Source organism: Streptomyces tibetensis, assembly GCF_040647715.1.
GTDB lineage: Bacteria > Actinomycetota > Actinomycetes > Streptomycetales > Streptomycetaceae > Streptomyces > Streptomyces tibetensis_A.
Genome location: NZ_JBEZCR010000011.1, coordinates 263,046 through 278,766 on the forward strand (window position 1 = coordinate 263,046; position 15,721 = coordinate 278,766).

The window sequence follows — 15,721 nt, forward strand, 5'->3', positions numbered from 1 at the left end:
CGAGGAAAGTCCGGGACAAGCCCTTGCGAAGGTGTGACCGCGAGGGTCCGGACGGAGAGCGCGAGCAGGTAACCGACGTATGGGTCTGACGAGCAACAAGGTGCTGGTCCTGGTGGTGCTGTCCGCCGTGCTGCTGTTCGCCGGCACGGTCTGGCTGTGGCCGCGGCTGGCCCGGCGCAGCCTGCGTGCCGTGAGTGGGCGGGTCGCCCTGCTGCTGGGCACTCAGGTGGCGCTGTTCGCCGCGGTGGGCCTGGCCGCCAACCAGTCCTTCGGGTTCTACGCGAGCTGGGCGGACCTGTTCGGGCAGGAGAAGGACCAGGGTGTGGTCGTCGACCACCTGCCGGGCGGGGGCCCGTTGGAGGTGGTCGGCTCGCGCCGGGTGCCGGGGGTGGGCGGTGCGCTGCCGCAGGCCGGTGGCCGTATCCAGCGGGTCGACATCGTGGGTCGTACGACGCACATCGCCTCGCCCGCGTACGTCTATCTGCCGCCCGAGTACTTCCAGCCGCGGTACCGCACCCACCGGTTTCCCACCGCCGTCGTGCTGACGGGTTATCCGGGTACGGCGTCGGCGCTGGTGGAGAAGCTCCGCTATCCGCGTACGGCTCTGGAACTGGCCCGGGCGGGCCGGGCGAAGCCGATGATCCTCGTGATGCTGCGGCCGACGGTGGCCCCTCCCCGGGACACGGAGTGCGTCGACATCCCGGGTGGTCCGCAGACCGAGTCGTTCTTCGCGAAGGATCTCCCCGACGCGTTGCGCACGCACTACAGGGTGGCCGAAAAGCCGGGCGGCCTGGGCATCATCGGCAACTCCACGGGCGGTTACTGCGCGTTGAAGATCGCCCTGCACCATCCCGGTGTGTACGGCGCCGGGGCCGGTCTGTCGGCTTACTACAAGGCGCCGATCGACGCCACGACAGGCGATCTCTTCCAGGGCGACAAGGCGCTGCGCAATCGCGCGGACCTGCGGTGGTTCCTCGCGCACGAGCCCGCTCCCGACACCTCCCTGCTGGTCAGCAGCAGCAAACAGGGAGAGACCAACTACAAGGACACGCTGAGGTTCATCGAGCGGGTCGAGGGCACCGGGCGGACACGGATCTCGTCGATCATCCTCGAAAGCGGCGGGCACAACTTCAACACCTGGCGGCGCGAGATTCCGGCGGCGCTGGAGTGGATGAGCGGGCGGCTGACCGGCCCCTGAAAATGATCTTGGGAATTGGTGAGTGACCGATTCCGGTTGTTCCCGAGTTCTGAAGTGGTGTGAACGTTTCGGTACGGCTTTGTTTTTGCGGGGTGGGTCACCATGATTCGCCTACGCGCGGTAAGTTTCTGGCCATGCCACGTGGACGTCACCGCCATTCCCCGCCCCTGCACAGGATGCTGCCCCCGTCGGCGATCGCAGGCGTCTCCCTCGTCTGCGCCCTGGGGCCCTGGGTGTTCACGGAGCCGATGGTGCTCCGCGGTCTGGCCGCCGCCGCTGCAGCGACGGCGGTCATCGGCGCGGTCGTGCTGCGCCGTTGGGACACCCAGGCGGGCAAGCGCGTCGCCGACCTCACGCGCGCGCGTGCGAGCGACGAGTGGCGCTTCGAGGAACGCGTGGCCGAACTGGAGGCGGACCTCGAGGAGTCGCGCGAGCTGCGCGGGAAGCTGGAGCAGCGGCTGCGCGCCAAGCGCACGGAACTGGCCGGACTGCGCAACGAGCACGCCGCGCTGCTGCGCCGGTACGCCACGGCGGAGGCGGAACGCGCGAGCGTCCTGGAGGACCGCCGGGTCCTCGAGATAGAGGCGACCGCCCCGGTCCGGGCCGCGCTGCCGGCAGGGGCGGCGGAGGCTTCGCCGGAGTCGGACCAGGCGCCTGCCGCGTCTGCAACGTCTGGCACGCCTGGCGCTCTCGGCGTGGAGGAGCAGCCCGCGGTTCCCGCCGTGTTCTCGCCGGAGGGCTCCCGGCTGTTCCTGCGGGCCGCGGCCGCGCTCGCCCGGTTCGACGGTGAGAGGGTCACGGACCCGGACGGCGACGGCGACGGTGACGGCGTGCCGAAGGACGAGGACAAGGGCGAGGGCGAAGGCAAGGGCGAGGGCGCGGAGGCCCCGCAGGAGCCGAAGCGGGAGCAGGCGGAGCAGCGGGAGCAGGCGCGCGAGGACGAGGTACAGGAGCGGTCCGAGGCGGCCGCCGGCCACGAGCACGCAGCGGCCGAAACGACCGTTCCGGCCGAACAGCCCGTCAGTGCCGAGCCGTCCGCCCGGGCCGAACAGCCCGTCAGTGCCGAGCCGTCCGCCCGGGCCGAACAGCCCGCCAGCCCGGAGCAGGCCGCCCGGCCCGAGCAGCCCGCGGGGCGGATCTCCGGGCACTACACCGTTCCGACCGCCGTGGCCGTCCCGCCGCAGTCGCCGGTGCGGCGTCCGCCGACCGGGGGCGGGTTCGACTTCTTCGGCACGAAGGCCGGTACGTCCCGCGCGGCCCTGGAGGCCGTGCAGAACGAAGACCTCGCCGACGTCGTCGGCCACGAGGCGCTCGCCCTGCACAAGGCCGAGACCGAGGCCCGCTACAAGCCGGCCGACGAGGAGTCGCGGGGCATCGGCCAGGTCATCGACCTGACGGCGCACGACGAGACCGAGCAGATCGACGTACAGGGACTGCGCAGCGCGGTGTCCTGAAGCCAAAGATGACGAAGGGCCTCCGGCTGCGGCGGGAGGCCCTTCGCTTTCCCACGGTGAGGCCACCCGGCTTTTCCCACGGTGAGGCCACCCGCGTTCCCTGTAGTCACGTCACCCGGCGTTTGCGCGGTCAGGCCGCCCGGCGTTACGTCACCCGGCGTTTCCCGGGGTCACACCATCCAGCGGTCCGGTCGCGCGTCCCTGCGGCCCGTACGGGACCGCTCCGCCTGTGCCGCCAGCAGCTCGCGCGCCTCACCGGCGTCCCGCAGCCGGGCCCGCACCGTCTTGTTCGCGCCCGTGTCCACACACACGTCGGCGACGCCCCGGGCCCGCTCCCACGGCCCCTGCGTCAACCGCACGCTCTGCACCTTGGCGTGCGGCACCAGCGCCAGGCTCCGTCGCAGCAGCCCGGACCGGGCCGCGAACACCGCGTCCGTGACGGCGAGTCCGTACCCGCGCCACCACAGCGGCACGCACCAGCGGGCGCCGCGCGGCGCCGGTGACAGGGCCGCGGGCCCCGGCACGCTCACCCCCGGCAGCACCCGCGCGACGACGTCCTCGGCGATCTCACGCGGAGCGACCGGGACCAGCACGGAGTTGGACGAACCGGCCACGTCCAGCTCCACCCGGACCCAGCCGCGCCGCCGCCACAGCAGCGGTTCCACGATCCGCACGGTCTGCACGCGCCCCGGCGGTACCGTCTCGTGGGCCCGGTCCAGCAGCCCGTGGTCGATGCGCAGCCCGTCGGGCGACTCGCCCACCGTCCAGTCGTACTCGGCGACGAACCGCCCCACGCTGCTCGCGCCCGCCGCGCCCAGCAACGGCAGGGCGACCGCGAGGATCGTCCACAGGCTGTGGGTGACCAGCCACAGCACCGGCGGGACGACGAGCGCCGCAGCCAGCGACATCCAGGTGGCGCCCGTCAGCACCAGCGACAGGGCGAGCACACCCGGTGGCACCCGCAGCAGCTGCCGGGACGGGGCCTCGCCGACCTCGTGGGCGGTCTCGGGCGCGAAACCGGCTGCCCGGGCGAGCAGTTCGGCCCGCAGCGCGCGAGCCTCGTCGGCGCCGAGGAAGGCCAGTTCGTCCTTCTTGTCGGTGCCTATGACGTCGATCTTGAGCTTGGACACGCCAGCGACCCGGGCCAGCAGCGGCTGGGTGATGTCGACGGCCTGGATCCGCTCCAGCCGGATGTGCGCGGTGCGCCGGAAGACGAGCCCGGTACGGATGCGCAGTTCGGTGCCGGTCACCGCGAAGTGCGTGAACCACCAGGAGCAGAAACCGTAGAGGGCGGCGGCCGGGACGAGCACGGCGAGGCCGATCAGCAGCGTGGTCGTGGTCAGCCGGGTCAGATGGCGCTGCGCCCCGTCCGGGTCGTGCACGGCCCAGCCGATGACCACGGCGACCGGTGCCCAGGCGCGGCGCAGCGGTGTGACGGGGTGCAGCCGCCGCTCGGTCACCTCGGTGGCGGCCTGCGAGGCCTCGGCGGCCTCCGGCGCCGTCACAGCCCCGCCGACCGGGCTTCGCCCAGCTCGGTGAGCCGGTCGCGCAGCCGTTCCGCCTCGGCCGGGTCCAGGCCCGGGATGGTCGCGTCGGTGGCCGCGGCGGCCGTGTGCAGCTGCACGCTGGCCAGCCCGAAGTGCCGCTCGACGGGTCCGGACGTGACCTCGACCAGCTGCATCCGCCCGTACGGCACGACCGTCTCCTCACGCCACAGCACGCCCCGGCTGATCAGCAGGTCGTCGGCACGCTCGGCGTACCGCCAGGAACGCCAGTTGCGCTCGATCATCACCCAGCCCCAGGCCAGCAGGGCAAGGGGCGGCAGCGCGAAGGCGGCCCAGGCGGGCCCCGCCAGCAGCCCCGGCAGGAGCCCGGCCGCCAGGGCGATCAGCCCGAGCCACACGACCAGCAGCAGCCTGCGCATCCTCAGCAGGCCGGGCGGCAGCGCGATCCACACCGGCTCGCCCCCGGCAACCACGGCCGTGCCTTGCGTTCCGTCCGGCCCCACCTCGTGCGGACTCCCCGTATCCATGGGGTCAGCGTACGTAGGAGAGACTGTGTTCATGACTCCTACGACGGAGACCATGGTCGGAATCGGCGGCGCCGCGGAGAGCACCGACATGGTGCTCAACATCGGGCCGCAGCACCCGTCCACCCATGGCGTGCTGCGGCTGAAGCTCGTCCTGGACGGCGAGCGCATCAGGAGCGCGGAGCCGGTGATCGGCTACATGCACCGCGGCGCCGAGAAGCTGTTCGAGGCGCGCGACTACCGCCAGATCATCATGCTCGCCAACCGGCACGACTGGCTGTCGGCGTTCTCCAACGAGCTGGGCGTGGTCCTCGCCGTGGAGCGGATGCTCGGCATGGAGGTGCCCGAGCGCGCGGTGTGGCTGCGCACGCTGCTCGCCGAGCTGAACCGGGTGCTCAACCACCTGATGTTCCTCGGCTCGTACCCGCTGGAACTCGGCGGGATCACGCCGATCTTCTACGCCTTCCGGGAGCGCGAGGAGCTCCAGCACGTCATGGAGGAGATCTCCGGCGGGCGCATGCACTACATGTTCAACCGCGTCGGCGGCCTCAAGGAGGACCTGCCGGCCGGGTGGACCACGCGCGCGCGTGCCTCCGTCGCCGACGTGCGCTCCCGGATGGACCGCTTCGACGACCTGGTGCTCGGCAACGAGATCTTCCGGGGCCGGACCCGGGGCGTCGGCACCCTCACCGCAGAGGCCGTGCACGCGTACGGGGTGAGCGGGCCGATCGGGCGGGCCTCGGGCGTCGACTTCGACCTGCGCCGGGACGAGCCGTACCTCGCCTACGGCGAGCTGGCCGACGTCCTGAAGGTGGTCACCCGGCAGGAGGGCGACTGCCTCGCCCGTTTCGAGTGCCTCCTGGAGCAGACGCACAATGCGCTGGACCTGGCCGACGCGTGCCTCGACCGGCTGGCCGAGCTGCCGCCCGGGCCGGTCAACCAGCGGCTCCCGAAGGTCCTGAAGGCGCCCGAGGGACACACGTACGCCTGGACCGAGAACCCGCTCGGCATCAACGGCTACTACCTCGTCAGCAAGGGCGAGAAGACCCCGTACCGGCTGAAGCTGCGCTCGGCGTCGTACAACAACATCCAGGCGCTGACGGAGCTGCTGCCGGGGACGCTGGTCGCGGACATGGTGGCGATCCTGGGGTCGATGTTCTTCGTGGTCGGGGACATCGACAAATAGCGCAGGGGCCCTCCCGTCGCGCCCGGAGGGGGCCTCTTCGGGCCGCGCCCAGCGGGCCTCTTCGGGCCGCGCCTAGCGAGGGTCTTCGGGCCGTGCCTCGCGGGGGTCTTCCGGCCGTGCCTCGCGGGAGTCCTCGCACAGCGCCCGGAAGGGGTCCTCGACGCCCACGGGCTGCACCAGCCAGCCGAAGTCGCCCAGCCCGCCCGGCGCGGTGAGCTCGGCGGCCTCACCGGCGCTCGCGAGGGCGTGTACGTAGGCGGCGGGGTCGGCGGAGGCCAGCGCGAGCCCGGGGCGTGCGCCGGTCACGCCGAGGGCGTGCAGTGCCTCACGCTGGGGGAGCACGCGTCCGCCGGGCAGCGCGCACGCGTCCAGGGCGACATGGGCCGTGAGGTCGCAGGAGCCGTCCGGGACGGGGGTGGTCTCGCGGCCCTCCCGGAACCCGGTGAGCGTGCCGAACGGCGGGCGGGTGGCTGCCGTGTGCGCGTAGTCCACGGCCACGGCGAGCCCCCGCCGCAGCGTCGCGACCGCCCCGGCCCAGGCCTCGTCCCGGGGCAGACCGACCTCGGCACGCAGCCCCTCCTCGCCGGGCAGCGGCCACCACCGCTCCAGCCACCGCGCCGACGCCCCGCCCACCGGCTCCCCGAGCCGCTCGGTCCCGTCCTCGCGGACCATGACCAGCCGGGCGACACCCCCGGCATCCACCTCCACGACCTCCACGGGCATGTTGTCCAGCCACTCGTTGGCGAACAGCAGCCCGGTCGTCCCCTCCGGGGGCGCGGCCAGCCACTCGATCCGGTGATCGAGCCCCGCGGGCCGCTCGGCGATCTCGACGGCGTACGCGCGCGTACGTGCCGCCACGTCGGCGGGGAGCGCGGCGAGCACCCCGCCCGTCAGCTCACCCCGCCCGGCCGCCATGTCGACGAAGTCCAGCACCGCGGGCCGCCCCAGCGCCTCGTCGACCCGGCACAGCAGCCGGGCCACGGCCCCCGCGAACAGCGGCGACGCATGCACGGACGTCCGGAAATGCCCGGCCGGACCCTCCGCGCGCCGGTAGAAGCCCCCCGGCGCGTACAGAGCGTCCTGCGCCGCCGCACGCCACCCGCGCCACTCGCGCCACTCATTCCGCTCGTTCCTCGTCCCTGCCGTCACCGGGCCAGGCTATGTGGACACAACGAACGCAACTCCACCTTGCGGAGTACGCGCGCCCGGTGCGGATCGGCCCTCCGGTTGACCCCTGCACCTATCGCGCTTGCCTACGCTGGGTGACGTGCAGCGCCTCTATGACTTCCTCCGCAGGCACCCGACGTGGGTCGACGGCACCTGGGCCGTCGTTCTCCTCGGGATTTCGGTGCTGGGCGGGGCGGCGGGCGAGCGGATCGGCCCCTGGTCCGTGGTCGTTCCGATCACGGTGCTGCTGAGCCTGGTGGTCGCGTTGCGCCGCCGGATGCCGGAGAAGATGCTGCTGCTCGCGGCGGCGGTCGGCGTGGCCCAGCTGGTCGCCGACGTCGCGATCCTGCCCGCCGACTTCGCCATGCTGGTGATCGTCTACACCGTCGCGGTGGAAGGGGCCCGCTGGGCCTCCCGCTTCGCGCTGGTCGCCGGCCTGTGCGCGGCCCCCCTGGCACAGCTGCGCTGGTCGAACGAGCAGACGGGGATCGCGGGCGACATCGCCCTGGCGGTCCTCCAGACCGTCCCCTTCGCCCTCGCCTGGGTGCTCGGCGACTCCATCCGCACCCGCCGCGCCTACTTCGCCCAGCTGGAGGAGAGGGCCGCCCGCCTGGAGAAGGAGCGCGAGGCACAGTCCAAGGTCGCGGTCGCCGCCGAACGGGCCCGGATCGCACGCGAGTTGCACGACGTCGTCGCGCACAACGTCTCGGTGATGGTGGTTCAGGCCGACGGCGCCGCCTACGTCCTGGACGCCGCGCCCGAGCAGGCGAAGAAGGCCCTGGAGACCATCTCCTCCACCGGCCGCCAGGCCCTCGCCGAGATGCGCCGCCTGCTCGGCGTGCTGCGCACCGGTGAGCACCAGGAGGCCGGCGAGTACGTGCCGCAGCCCGACGTCCAGCAGATCGAGGACCTCGTCGAGCAGTGCCGCGGACACGGACTGCCCGTCGACTTCAAGATCGAGGGCACGCCCCGGCCGCTGCCCAGCGGCGTCGAGCTCACCGCCTACCGCATCGTGCAGGAGGCGCTCACCAACACCCGCAAGCACGGCGGGCCCAACGCGGGCGCGAGCGTGCGGCTGGTCTACTTCGACGACGGTCTCGGCCTGCTCGTCGAGGACGACGGCAAGGGTGCCCCGCACGAGCTGTACGAGGAGGGCGGCTTCGACGGACAGGGGCATGGACTGATCGGCATGCGCGAGCGGGTCGGTATGGTCGGCGGCACCCTGGACGCGGGCCCGCGCCCGGGCGGAGGATTCCGCATCAGTGCCCTGCTGCCGCTCAAACCCGCGCACTGACAGCGCCGCACGCCCCTCGCTGACACCTGTAACGACCTGTGACGACCCCTGTGACGCCCCCGAGACGACCCGACATGGAAGAGGCCCGATGACGATCCGCGTGATGCTCGTCGACGACCAGGTGCTGCTGCGGACCGGGTTCCGGATGGTGCTCGCCGCCCAGCCCGACATGGAGGTCGTGGCGGAGGCGGGCGACGGCGTCGAGGCCCTCCAGGAACTGCGGACGACCGAGGTCGACGTGGTGCTGATGGACGTCCGCATGCCCAAGCTCGACGGGGTGGAGACGACCCGCCGGATCTGTGCGGAGACCGACCCGCCGAAGGTGCTCATCCTGACCACCTTCGACCTCGACGAGTACGCCTTCTCCGGGCTGAAGGCGGGCGCCTCCGGCTTCATGCTCAAGGACGTCCCGCCGGCCGAGCTGCTGACCGCGATCAGGGCCGTGCACAGCGGGGACGCGGTCGTCGCGCCCTCCACCACCCGGCGGCTGCTGGACCGCTTCGCACCGATGCTGCCGGGCACCCAGCAGCCCCGGCACAAGGAGCTCGAGCGGCTCACCGACCGCGAGCGCGAGGTCATGGTGCTGGTCGCGCAGGGCCTGTCCAACGGCGAGATCGCGGCGCGGCTGGTGCTGTCCGAGGCGACCGTGAAGACGCACGTGGGCCGCATCCTGACCAAGCTCGGGCTCAGGGACCGGGTGCAGGTCGTGGTGCTCGCCTACGAGACGGGACTGGTACGGGCCGGCGGCCACGGCTGACCCGGCTGTGCCGACGCGACGACGGTGACCCCACCGCGCTGATCCGCCGGCGGGGGACGCTGATCCGTCGGCGCGGGACGGTCACCTGAGAATCCCTTCCAGGAACTCGCTGCCGAGCCGGGCCACCACCGTCACGTCCAGCTGGTGCAGCACGTAGCGGCCGCGGCGGCGGGTGGTGATCAGGCCCGCCTTCTTCAGCACGGCCAGATGCCGGGATATCTCGGGGGCCGTCATGCCGAGCACCCGCGCCAGCTCGCTGGTGGTGTGCGCGCTGCGCGCCAGATGGCGGCACATGCGCATCCGCACCGGATGGGACAGCGCGGTCATCCGCAGGGCCAGCTGTTCGACCGTCTGCGGTGCGGCGAGCTCCGGGGAGCCGACCGGGTAGTGCAGCACCGGCTGCCAGCCGTACCGGTGCAGGACCATCAGATGCGGCCAGCCGAGACTCGTCGGGACGAGCAGCAGGCCGCCGTCGCCCGTGGCCGTACGGCCGTCGCCCAGCTTGTCGACCGTGATCCGGGTGCCGGCCGCGTCGAGCGTGATCGCCGGCGACACCGCGGCCAGCCCCTCGGCCAGGCCCTTGCGCCGCAGCAGGTCCGTCTTGTGCCGGGCGTCGGCCGCGAGCTGGTGGCGCAGCCGGGACCAGGCCTCCGCGAAGAAGGCCTCGTCGCAGTCCCGCAGGAACTGCCGCAGCCAGGCCCGGATCCCGGGCGGGTCCGCCAGCAGCCGCTCACCGAAGTGCAGTTGCCGCGGCCCGCGCGCGGCGGCCAGCTCCAGGGCGCGGCGGTGCGTCTCCGGGTCGGTCAGCGCCGCCTTCGAGCCCTCGCCGTAGCCGGTGCCACAGGTGAACTCCAGTGCCGCGTCCACGAACTGCTCGTCGGACAGCTTGTCGAGCTGGTCCAGCTCCTCGGCGAGGGTCGCGCCCGGGAGCGTGCGCCGGTCCGGAAGGCCCGCCCAGGGCAGGAACAGGTCCGAGAACGTCGTGCGCCACAGGAAGTCCGCCTCGCACATCCGGTCGGCCAGATGCGGGTCGAGCCGGGCCGTCACCCCCGTCACCCAGCCCTGCAGGCCCGGGTGGTGCGCCGGTTCGGACAGCGCGTGCAGGGCCATGCCCAGCTCGGCCAGGGGCGACGGTACGACGGCGACCGCCTCGGGCCGCAGCCCCTCGATGTCGATGTGCACGCTCATGCCCTCATGGTGCACCCGGCCACCGACAACGCCCCCGTCGATTGACGAGCCCGGTCAATCGACGCGACGCCGTTCCCGGTTGGGACGCACGGTGGGACCACCGGGGCAGCCGCGGAGCCTTCGGACCCCCATCACTCCGTCCCGCAGAGGCGATTCACCATGAGCATCACGCAGCAGTACCTCCTCGACAGCTACCGCGCCCGGTCCCTCGGCGAGCCCGGTCCGCCCGCCCCCGGCACCGACGACTGGAGGGTCGTGCGGGAGTGGCGCGACGAACGGCACTTCCGTGCCGCCCTCGCGGTCCGCCCGGTCCGCCACCGGCTCCGGGACGCCCTGGCGCGGTGGCGGCGCCCGACCTGACCTGCTCCGGCACGCCTTGGCGCGGTGGCGGCGCCCGACCTGACCTGCTCCGGGACGCCCTGGCGCGGTGGCGGCGCCCTACCTGACCTGCTCCGGCAGGCGGGCCACGAAGTCCGCCACCGCCGCCTTCACGTCCTCGGCACTCCACTCCAGCCCGTCGGCCCGCACATGCACCTCCGTGAGCGCCAGCCCGGGACCGCCCCGGTCCCAGCCGTTGCCGAACAGGACGACGCCCGTCTCCTCGGCCATGCGGACCGCCGCCTCCCCGAGGACGTCCGGCTCGTACGGCAGCCACACCTGGAAGTCATGGGTGTGCGGCACCTCCGGGTGCACCCGCGCCCACGGCACCCCGGCCGCCGCGAACGCCTCGCGCATCGCGGCGGCCACCACGCGCGCGTGGACGACGTACTCCGGCAGCCTGGGAAGCTGCCGCTCCAGCCCGACCAGCGCCGACAGCACCGTGGGGAACTGCTGGAAGACCATCCCGCCGTACCGGTGCCGCCAGGTCTTCGCCTCCTCGACGAGCTCCTCGGGGCCGGCGAGTGCCGCGCCGCCGAACGCCTCCAGGGACTTGTAGAACGACACGTAGACGCTGTCGGCCAGGCGAGCGATCTCCACCAGCGGGCGGCCGAAGTGGAGGGTGGACTCCCACAGGCGGGCCCCGTCGAAGTGCACCACCGCGTCCCGTTCCCGCGCGGCCTCGACGACCGCGGTGAGTTCCTCCCAGGAGGGCAGCACGAAACCGGCGTCCCTGAGGGGAAGTTCCAGCATCAGCGCCCCGAAGGGCTCCTCGAAGTCGCGCACCTCGTCGGCGGTCGGCAGCCGCGGCTCGCTCGTCAGCCGCACCGGGCGCAGCCGGCCGACCTCGCTGAACGCGTTCCGCTCGTGCACCTCGGGATGGCTGAGCGCGTGCAGGGCGACGGTCGGGTTCCCGGTGCGGCCGGCCCAGCAGCGCAGGGCCACCTGCTGGGCCATCGTGCCCGTCGGGAAGAAAGCGGCGGCCTCGGTACCGAGCAGCCCCGCGACCTTCGTCTCCAACGCCTCGACGACGCCGTCGCCGTACACGTCGGACAACTGGTCGAGGTCGTGGACGGCCGCCGCCTCCTCCAGCAGCGCCAGGCGCTCCCGGAGGGTCTGGTGGAAGCCGAAGCGCGCGAAGACGCGCCGGGCCCCGTGATGGGCGGCCAGCCGCCGCTCGCGCAGCCGTGCGCCCCGGGTCTCGTCCGTCAGCTGGTCGTCGCTTTCCGCCGTGTCGGTCATGCCCCGGATCCTGCCCCGCGCGCGGGCGGCGGGGCATCCGCATTTCCGGACGCCGTCGGGGGAACGCCGCACGGGCATGCACAGCCTGTGGACGACCGAACGCCCCTCGAACCGATCGCGTTAACATGACGAGAAATCGTCCGGTACCCGGAGCGGACTGGAACGGGAAGGCCGCCGTCGAGTGAACACAACCCCACAGCCAGACCCCAAGGACCGCCCCGCGCGGCTCACCGTCGGCGTCGTCGGCGCCGGCCGTGTAGGGCCCGCGCTCGCCGCGTCCCTGCAGCTCGCCGGGCACCGCCCGGTCGCCGTCTCCGCCGTCTCGGACGCCTCCCGGCGCCGCGCCGCGCACCTGCTGCCCGACGTGCCGGTGATGCCGCCCGCCGAGGTCCTGAAGCGGGCCGACCTGGTGCTGCTGACCGTCCCCGACGACGCCCTGCCCGACCTCGTCACCGGCCTCGCCGACACCGGATCCGTCCGGCCGGGGCAGCTCCTCGCACACACCTCGGGGCGGTACGGGGCGCGGGTCCTCGACCCTGCCCTGCGCGCGGGCGCCCTGCCGCTCGCCCTGCACCCCGCGATGACCTTCACGGGCACGCCCGTGGACGTCCAGCGGCTGGCCGGCTGCTCCTTCGGCGTCACCGCCCCCGAAGAGCTGCGCCTGGCCGCCGAGGCCCTGGTCATCGAGATGGGCGGCGAGCCGGAGTGGATCGCCGAGGAGAACCGGCCGCTCTACCACGCCGCGCTCGCCCTGGGCGCCAACCACCTGGTCACACTGGTCGCCCAGTCCATGGAGCTGCTGAGCGCCGCCGGCGTCACGGCACCCGACCGGATGCTCGGCCCGCTGCTCGGCGCGGCCCTGGACAACGCCCTGCGCTCCGGCGACGCGGCCCTCACCGGCCCGGTCGCGCGCGGCGACGCGGGCACGGTCGCCGCGCATGTCGCCGAGCTGCGCCGGCACGCACCCCAGGCGGTCGACGGCTACCTGGCGATGGCCCGCGCGACCGCCGACCGGGCCCTGGCCCACGGCCTGCTGAAGCCGGAACTGGCCGAGGACCTCCTCGGGGTACTCGCCCACGGGACCGACGGCACCGACGGCACCGAAAGGGACGCCCGATGACCACCACCCTGCTCAGCACCGCCGGCGAGCTGCACGCACGCGCGCGTACGGGCCGCCGCGCCGTGGTGATGACCATGGGCGCCCTGCACGAGGGCCACGCCACGCTGATCCGTACCGCGCGCACCCTCGCCGGGCCGGACGGCGAGGTCGTCGTCACCGTCTTCGTCAACCCGCTCCAGTTCGGCCAGGGCGAGGACCTCGACCGCTACCCGCGCACCCTGGACGCCGACGTCGAACTCGCCGGACGGTCGGGCGCGGACGTCGTGTTCGCCCCCGCCGTGGACGAGGTCTACCCGGGCGGCGAGCCCCAGGTCCGCATCACCGCGGGCCCCATGGGCGAGCGCCTGGAGGGCTCCTCCCGCCCCGGCCACTTCGACGGCATGCTCACCGTCGTCGCCAAGCTGCTGCACCTCACCCGGCCCGACGTCGCCCTGTACGGGCAGAAGGACGCCCAGCAGCTCGCGCTGATCCGCCGCATGGTGCGGGACCTGAACTTCGGCGTGGAGATCGTCGGCGTGCCCACCGTCCGCGAGGAGGACGGCCTGGCCCTGTCCAGCCGCAACCGCTACCTGTCGGCCGCCGAGCGGCGCACCGCCCTCGCCCTGTCCGGCGCCCTGTTCGCGGGCCAGGACCGGCACGCCGCACAGGAGGCGCTGCGGGCCAGGGCGCGCGAGGTTCCCGCCACGCGCGCGCGTGCCGAGGCGCTCAGCGCCATAGGGGAGTCCCGTGCGGCGGCCGACGCGCACGCCGTGGCGACGGCCGTCCCCGGCGGCCCGTCGGCCGTCCGCGCCGCCGCCCGGCAGGTCCTGGACGAGGCCGCCCGCCTCGAACCGCCGCTCGCGCTGGACTACCTCGCCCTGGTGGACCCGTCCGACTTCACCGAGATCGAGGACGACTTCACCGGCGACGCGATCCTCGCCGTCGCCGCCCGGGTCGGGGCGACCCGGCTGATCGACAACGTCCCGCTCACCTTCACACGCTTCGGAGCCGCCTCGTGACCACCACAGGCATACGACTGCACGCGCCCGCCCCCGGGTGGTCCATCTCCGCGGACGTGGTCGTCGTCGGCTCCGGTGTCGCCGGCCTGACCGCTGCCCTGCGCTGCGAGGCGGCCGGCCTGCACACGGTCGTCGTCACCAAGGCCCGCCTCGACGACGGCTCCACCCGCTGGGCCCAGGGCGGCATCGCGGCGGCCCTCGGCGAGGGCGACACCCCCGAGCAGCACCTCGACGACACCCTGGTCGCGGGCGTCGGCCTCTGCGACGAGGACGCCGTCCGCCTCCTGGTCACCGAGGGCCCCGACGCCGTACGCCGCCTCATCGAGACCGGCGCCCGGTTCGACGAGTCCTCCGAGGGCGACCTGGAACTGACCCGCGAGGGCGGCCACCACCGCCGTCGCATCGCCCACGCCGGCGGTGACGCCACCGGCGCGGAGATCTCCCGTGCCCTGGTCGAGGCAGTCCGCGCGCGGGGCATGCGCACCGTCGAGAACGCGCTCGTCCTGGACCTCCTCACGGACGCGGAGGGCCGCACCGCCGGCGTGACCCTGCACGTCATGGGGGAGGGCCGGCACGACGGCGTCGGGGCCGTCCACGCCCCCAACGTGGTCCTCGCGACCGGCGGCATGGGCCAGGTCTTCTCCGCGACCACCAACCCGTCGGTGTCCACCGGCGACGGCGTGGCGCTCGCGCTGCGGGCCGGCGCGGAGGTCAGCGACCTGGAGTTCGTCCAGTTCCACCCGACCGTGCTGTTCCTCGGCCCGGACGCGGAGGGCCAGCAGCCCCTGGTCTCCGAGGCCGTGCGCGGCGAGGGCGCCCACCTGATCGACGCCGACGGCGTGCGCTTCATGGTCGGACAGCACGAACTCGCCGAACTGGCCCCCCGCGACATCGTCGCCAAGGGCATCCTGCGCCGCATGCAGGAGCAGGACGCCGAGCACATGTACCTCGACGGCCGGCACTTCGGGGCCGAGATGTGGGAGCACCGCTTCCCGACGATCCTGGCCGCCTGCCGCGCCCACGGCATCGACCCGGTCACCGCCCCCGTCCCGGTCGCCCCGGCAGCCCACTACGCCTCCGGCGGCGTCCGCACCGACTCCCACGGCCGTACGACCGTCCCGGGCCTCTACGCGTGCGGCGAGGTCGCCTGCACCGGCGTGCACGGAGCCAACCGCCTGGCGTCCAACTCCCTGCTCGAAGGCCTGGTCTACGCCGAGCGCATCGCGGCCGACATCGCGGCGAACGGCCTCCACACGCGCGTGCCCCAGCCGGTCGAGCACCCGGAGGTCCCCGAGCACCCCCTGCAGACCCCTCAGGCCCGCTTCGCGATCCAGCGGATCATGACGGGCGGCGCGGGCGTGCTGCGCTCGGCCGGCTCCCTCGCCAAGGCCGCCGACCAGCTCCAGCGGCTGCACACCGACGCCCGGGAGGCCCTCGCCGAGAACGGCAGGACGGCCGAGGCCGGCGTCGCCACCTGGGAGGCCACCAACCTGCTGTGCGTGGCCCGCGCGCTGGTCGCCGCCGCGCTGTTGCGGGAGGAGACCCGGGGCTGCCACTGGCGCGAGGACCACCCCGAGCGCGACGACACCGCCTGGCGGCGCCACATCGTCGTCACCCTGAATCCGGACCGCACGCTGGCCGTGCACACCACGGACACCACAGACTTCCCTCCGACCCTCCCGACCCAGGCCCTCCAGGAGCAGTGACCGA

General features: G+C 73.5%; 14 protein-coding genes. 9 read left to right on the top strand and 5 right to left on the bottom strand.

The genetic code is table 11. The features are described 5' to 3' along the window. The first annotated feature begins 79 nt into the window (after positions 1-79). On the top strand, positions 80-1,198 hold the full coding sequence (locus tag AB0B29_RS28460) for an alpha/beta hydrolase (protein WP_362244306.1): 1,119 nt from the start codon (positions 80-82) through the stop codon (positions 1,196-1,198). A gap of 134 nt (positions 1,199-1,332) precedes the next feature. After that, a complete protein-coding gene (locus tag AB0B29_RS28465) occupies positions 1,333-2,652 on the top strand; it encodes a hypothetical protein (RefSeq protein ID WP_362244307.1) in 1,320 nt (439 codons plus the stop codon). A gap of 170 nt (positions 2,653-2,822) precedes the next feature. Here AB0B29_RS28465 and AB0B29_RS28470 read toward each other — a convergent pair whose 3' ends face one another. Both AB0B29_RS28470 and AB0B29_RS28475 read right to left on the bottom strand, forming a co-directional pair. After that, complete coding sequence (locus AB0B29_RS28470; RefSeq protein ID WP_362244308.1) at positions 2,823-4,157, bottom strand: PH domain-containing protein; 1,335 nt, start codon at positions 4,155-4,157, stop codon at positions 2,823-2,825. Further along, on the bottom strand, positions 4,154-4,684 hold the full coding sequence (locus AB0B29_RS28475) for a PH domain-containing protein (protein WP_362244309.1): 531 nt from the start codon (positions 4,682-4,684) through the stop codon (positions 4,154-4,156). The genes AB0B29_RS28470 and AB0B29_RS28475 overlap by 4 nt, the downstream gene beginning before the upstream one ends. Before the next feature lie 31 nt (positions 4,685-4,715). Here AB0B29_RS28475 and AB0B29_RS28480 point away from each other — a divergent pair, with 31 nt between their 5' ends. Beyond that, complete coding sequence (locus AB0B29_RS28480) at positions 4,716-5,867, top strand: NADH-quinone oxidoreductase subunit D (protein ID WP_362244310.1); 1,152 nt, start codon at positions 4,716-4,718, stop codon at positions 5,865-5,867. 72 nt (positions 5,868-5,939) lie between these two features. Here the strand turns inward: AB0B29_RS28480 and AB0B29_RS28485 are convergent, their stop codons facing one another. After that, positions 5,940-7,016, bottom strand: coding sequence for an SAM-dependent methyltransferase (locus tag AB0B29_RS28485; RefSeq protein ID WP_362244311.1), 1,077 nt, complete (start codon positions 7,014-7,016; stop codon positions 5,940-5,942). Positions 7,017-7,134: 118 nt separating this feature from the next. Here AB0B29_RS28485 and AB0B29_RS28490 point away from each other — a divergent pair, with 118 nt between their 5' ends. Both AB0B29_RS28490 and AB0B29_RS28495 read left to right on the top strand, forming a co-directional pair. Next, the gene (locus tag AB0B29_RS28490; protein ID WP_362244312.1) at positions 7,135-8,328 is read left to right on the top strand and encodes a sensor histidine kinase; all 1,194 of its coding nucleotides are present in this window, start codon (positions 7,135-7,137) and stop codon (positions 8,326-8,328) included. An 88-nt stretch (positions 8,329-8,416) separates the two neighbouring features. Then, the gene (locus AB0B29_RS28495; protein ID WP_362244313.1) at positions 8,417-9,085 is read left to right on the top strand and encodes a response regulator transcription factor; all 669 of its coding nucleotides are present in this window, start codon (positions 8,417-8,419) and stop codon (positions 9,083-9,085) included. 81 nt (positions 9,086-9,166) lie between these two features. Here AB0B29_RS28495 and AB0B29_RS28500 read toward each other — a convergent pair whose 3' ends face one another. After that, positions 9,167-10,273 (bottom strand): DUF5937 family protein, encoded by a 1,107-nt coding sequence (locus AB0B29_RS28500; protein WP_362244314.1) that lies wholly within the window; start codon positions 10,271-10,273, stop codon positions 9,167-9,169. A 159-nt stretch (positions 10,274-10,432) separates the two neighbouring features. Between AB0B29_RS28500 and AB0B29_RS28505 the strand changes: the two genes are divergently transcribed. After that, positions 10,433-10,633, top strand: a complete 201-nt coding sequence (locus AB0B29_RS28505) for a hypothetical protein (RefSeq protein ID WP_362244315.1) — start codon at positions 10,433-10,435, stop codon at positions 10,631-10,633. 78 nt (positions 10,634-10,711) lie between these two features. Here AB0B29_RS28505 and AB0B29_RS28510 read toward each other — a convergent pair whose 3' ends face one another. Beyond that, positions 10,712-11,893, bottom strand: coding sequence for a threonine aldolase family protein (locus AB0B29_RS28510; RefSeq protein WP_362244316.1), 1,182 nt, complete (start codon positions 11,891-11,893; stop codon positions 10,712-10,714). Between the two features lie 181 nt (positions 11,894-12,074). Between AB0B29_RS28510 and AB0B29_RS28515 the strand changes: the two genes are divergently transcribed. Genes AB0B29_RS28515 through AB0B29_RS28525 form a run of 3 tightly spaced genes read left to right on the top strand, consistent with a single transcriptional unit; the run spans position 12,075 to position 15,717 of the window. Continuing rightward, entirely contained in the window at positions 12,075-13,013 is a 939-nt protein-coding gene (locus AB0B29_RS28515; RefSeq protein WP_362244317.1) for a Rossmann-like and DUF2520 domain-containing protein, read from the top strand. Further along, complete coding sequence (gene panC / locus AB0B29_RS28520) at positions 13,010-14,011, top strand: pantoate--beta-alanine ligase (RefSeq protein ID WP_362244318.1); 1,002 nt, start codon at positions 13,010-13,012, stop codon at positions 14,009-14,011. The genes AB0B29_RS28515 and panC overlap by 4 nt, the downstream gene beginning before the upstream one ends. Further along, positions 14,008-15,717, top strand: a complete 1,710-nt coding sequence (locus AB0B29_RS28525) for an L-aspartate oxidase (RefSeq protein ID WP_362244319.1) — start codon at positions 14,008-14,010, stop codon at positions 15,715-15,717. Before panC ends, AB0B29_RS28525 begins: the two co-directional genes overlap by 4 nt. Positions 15,718-15,721: the final 4 nt, after the last annotated feature.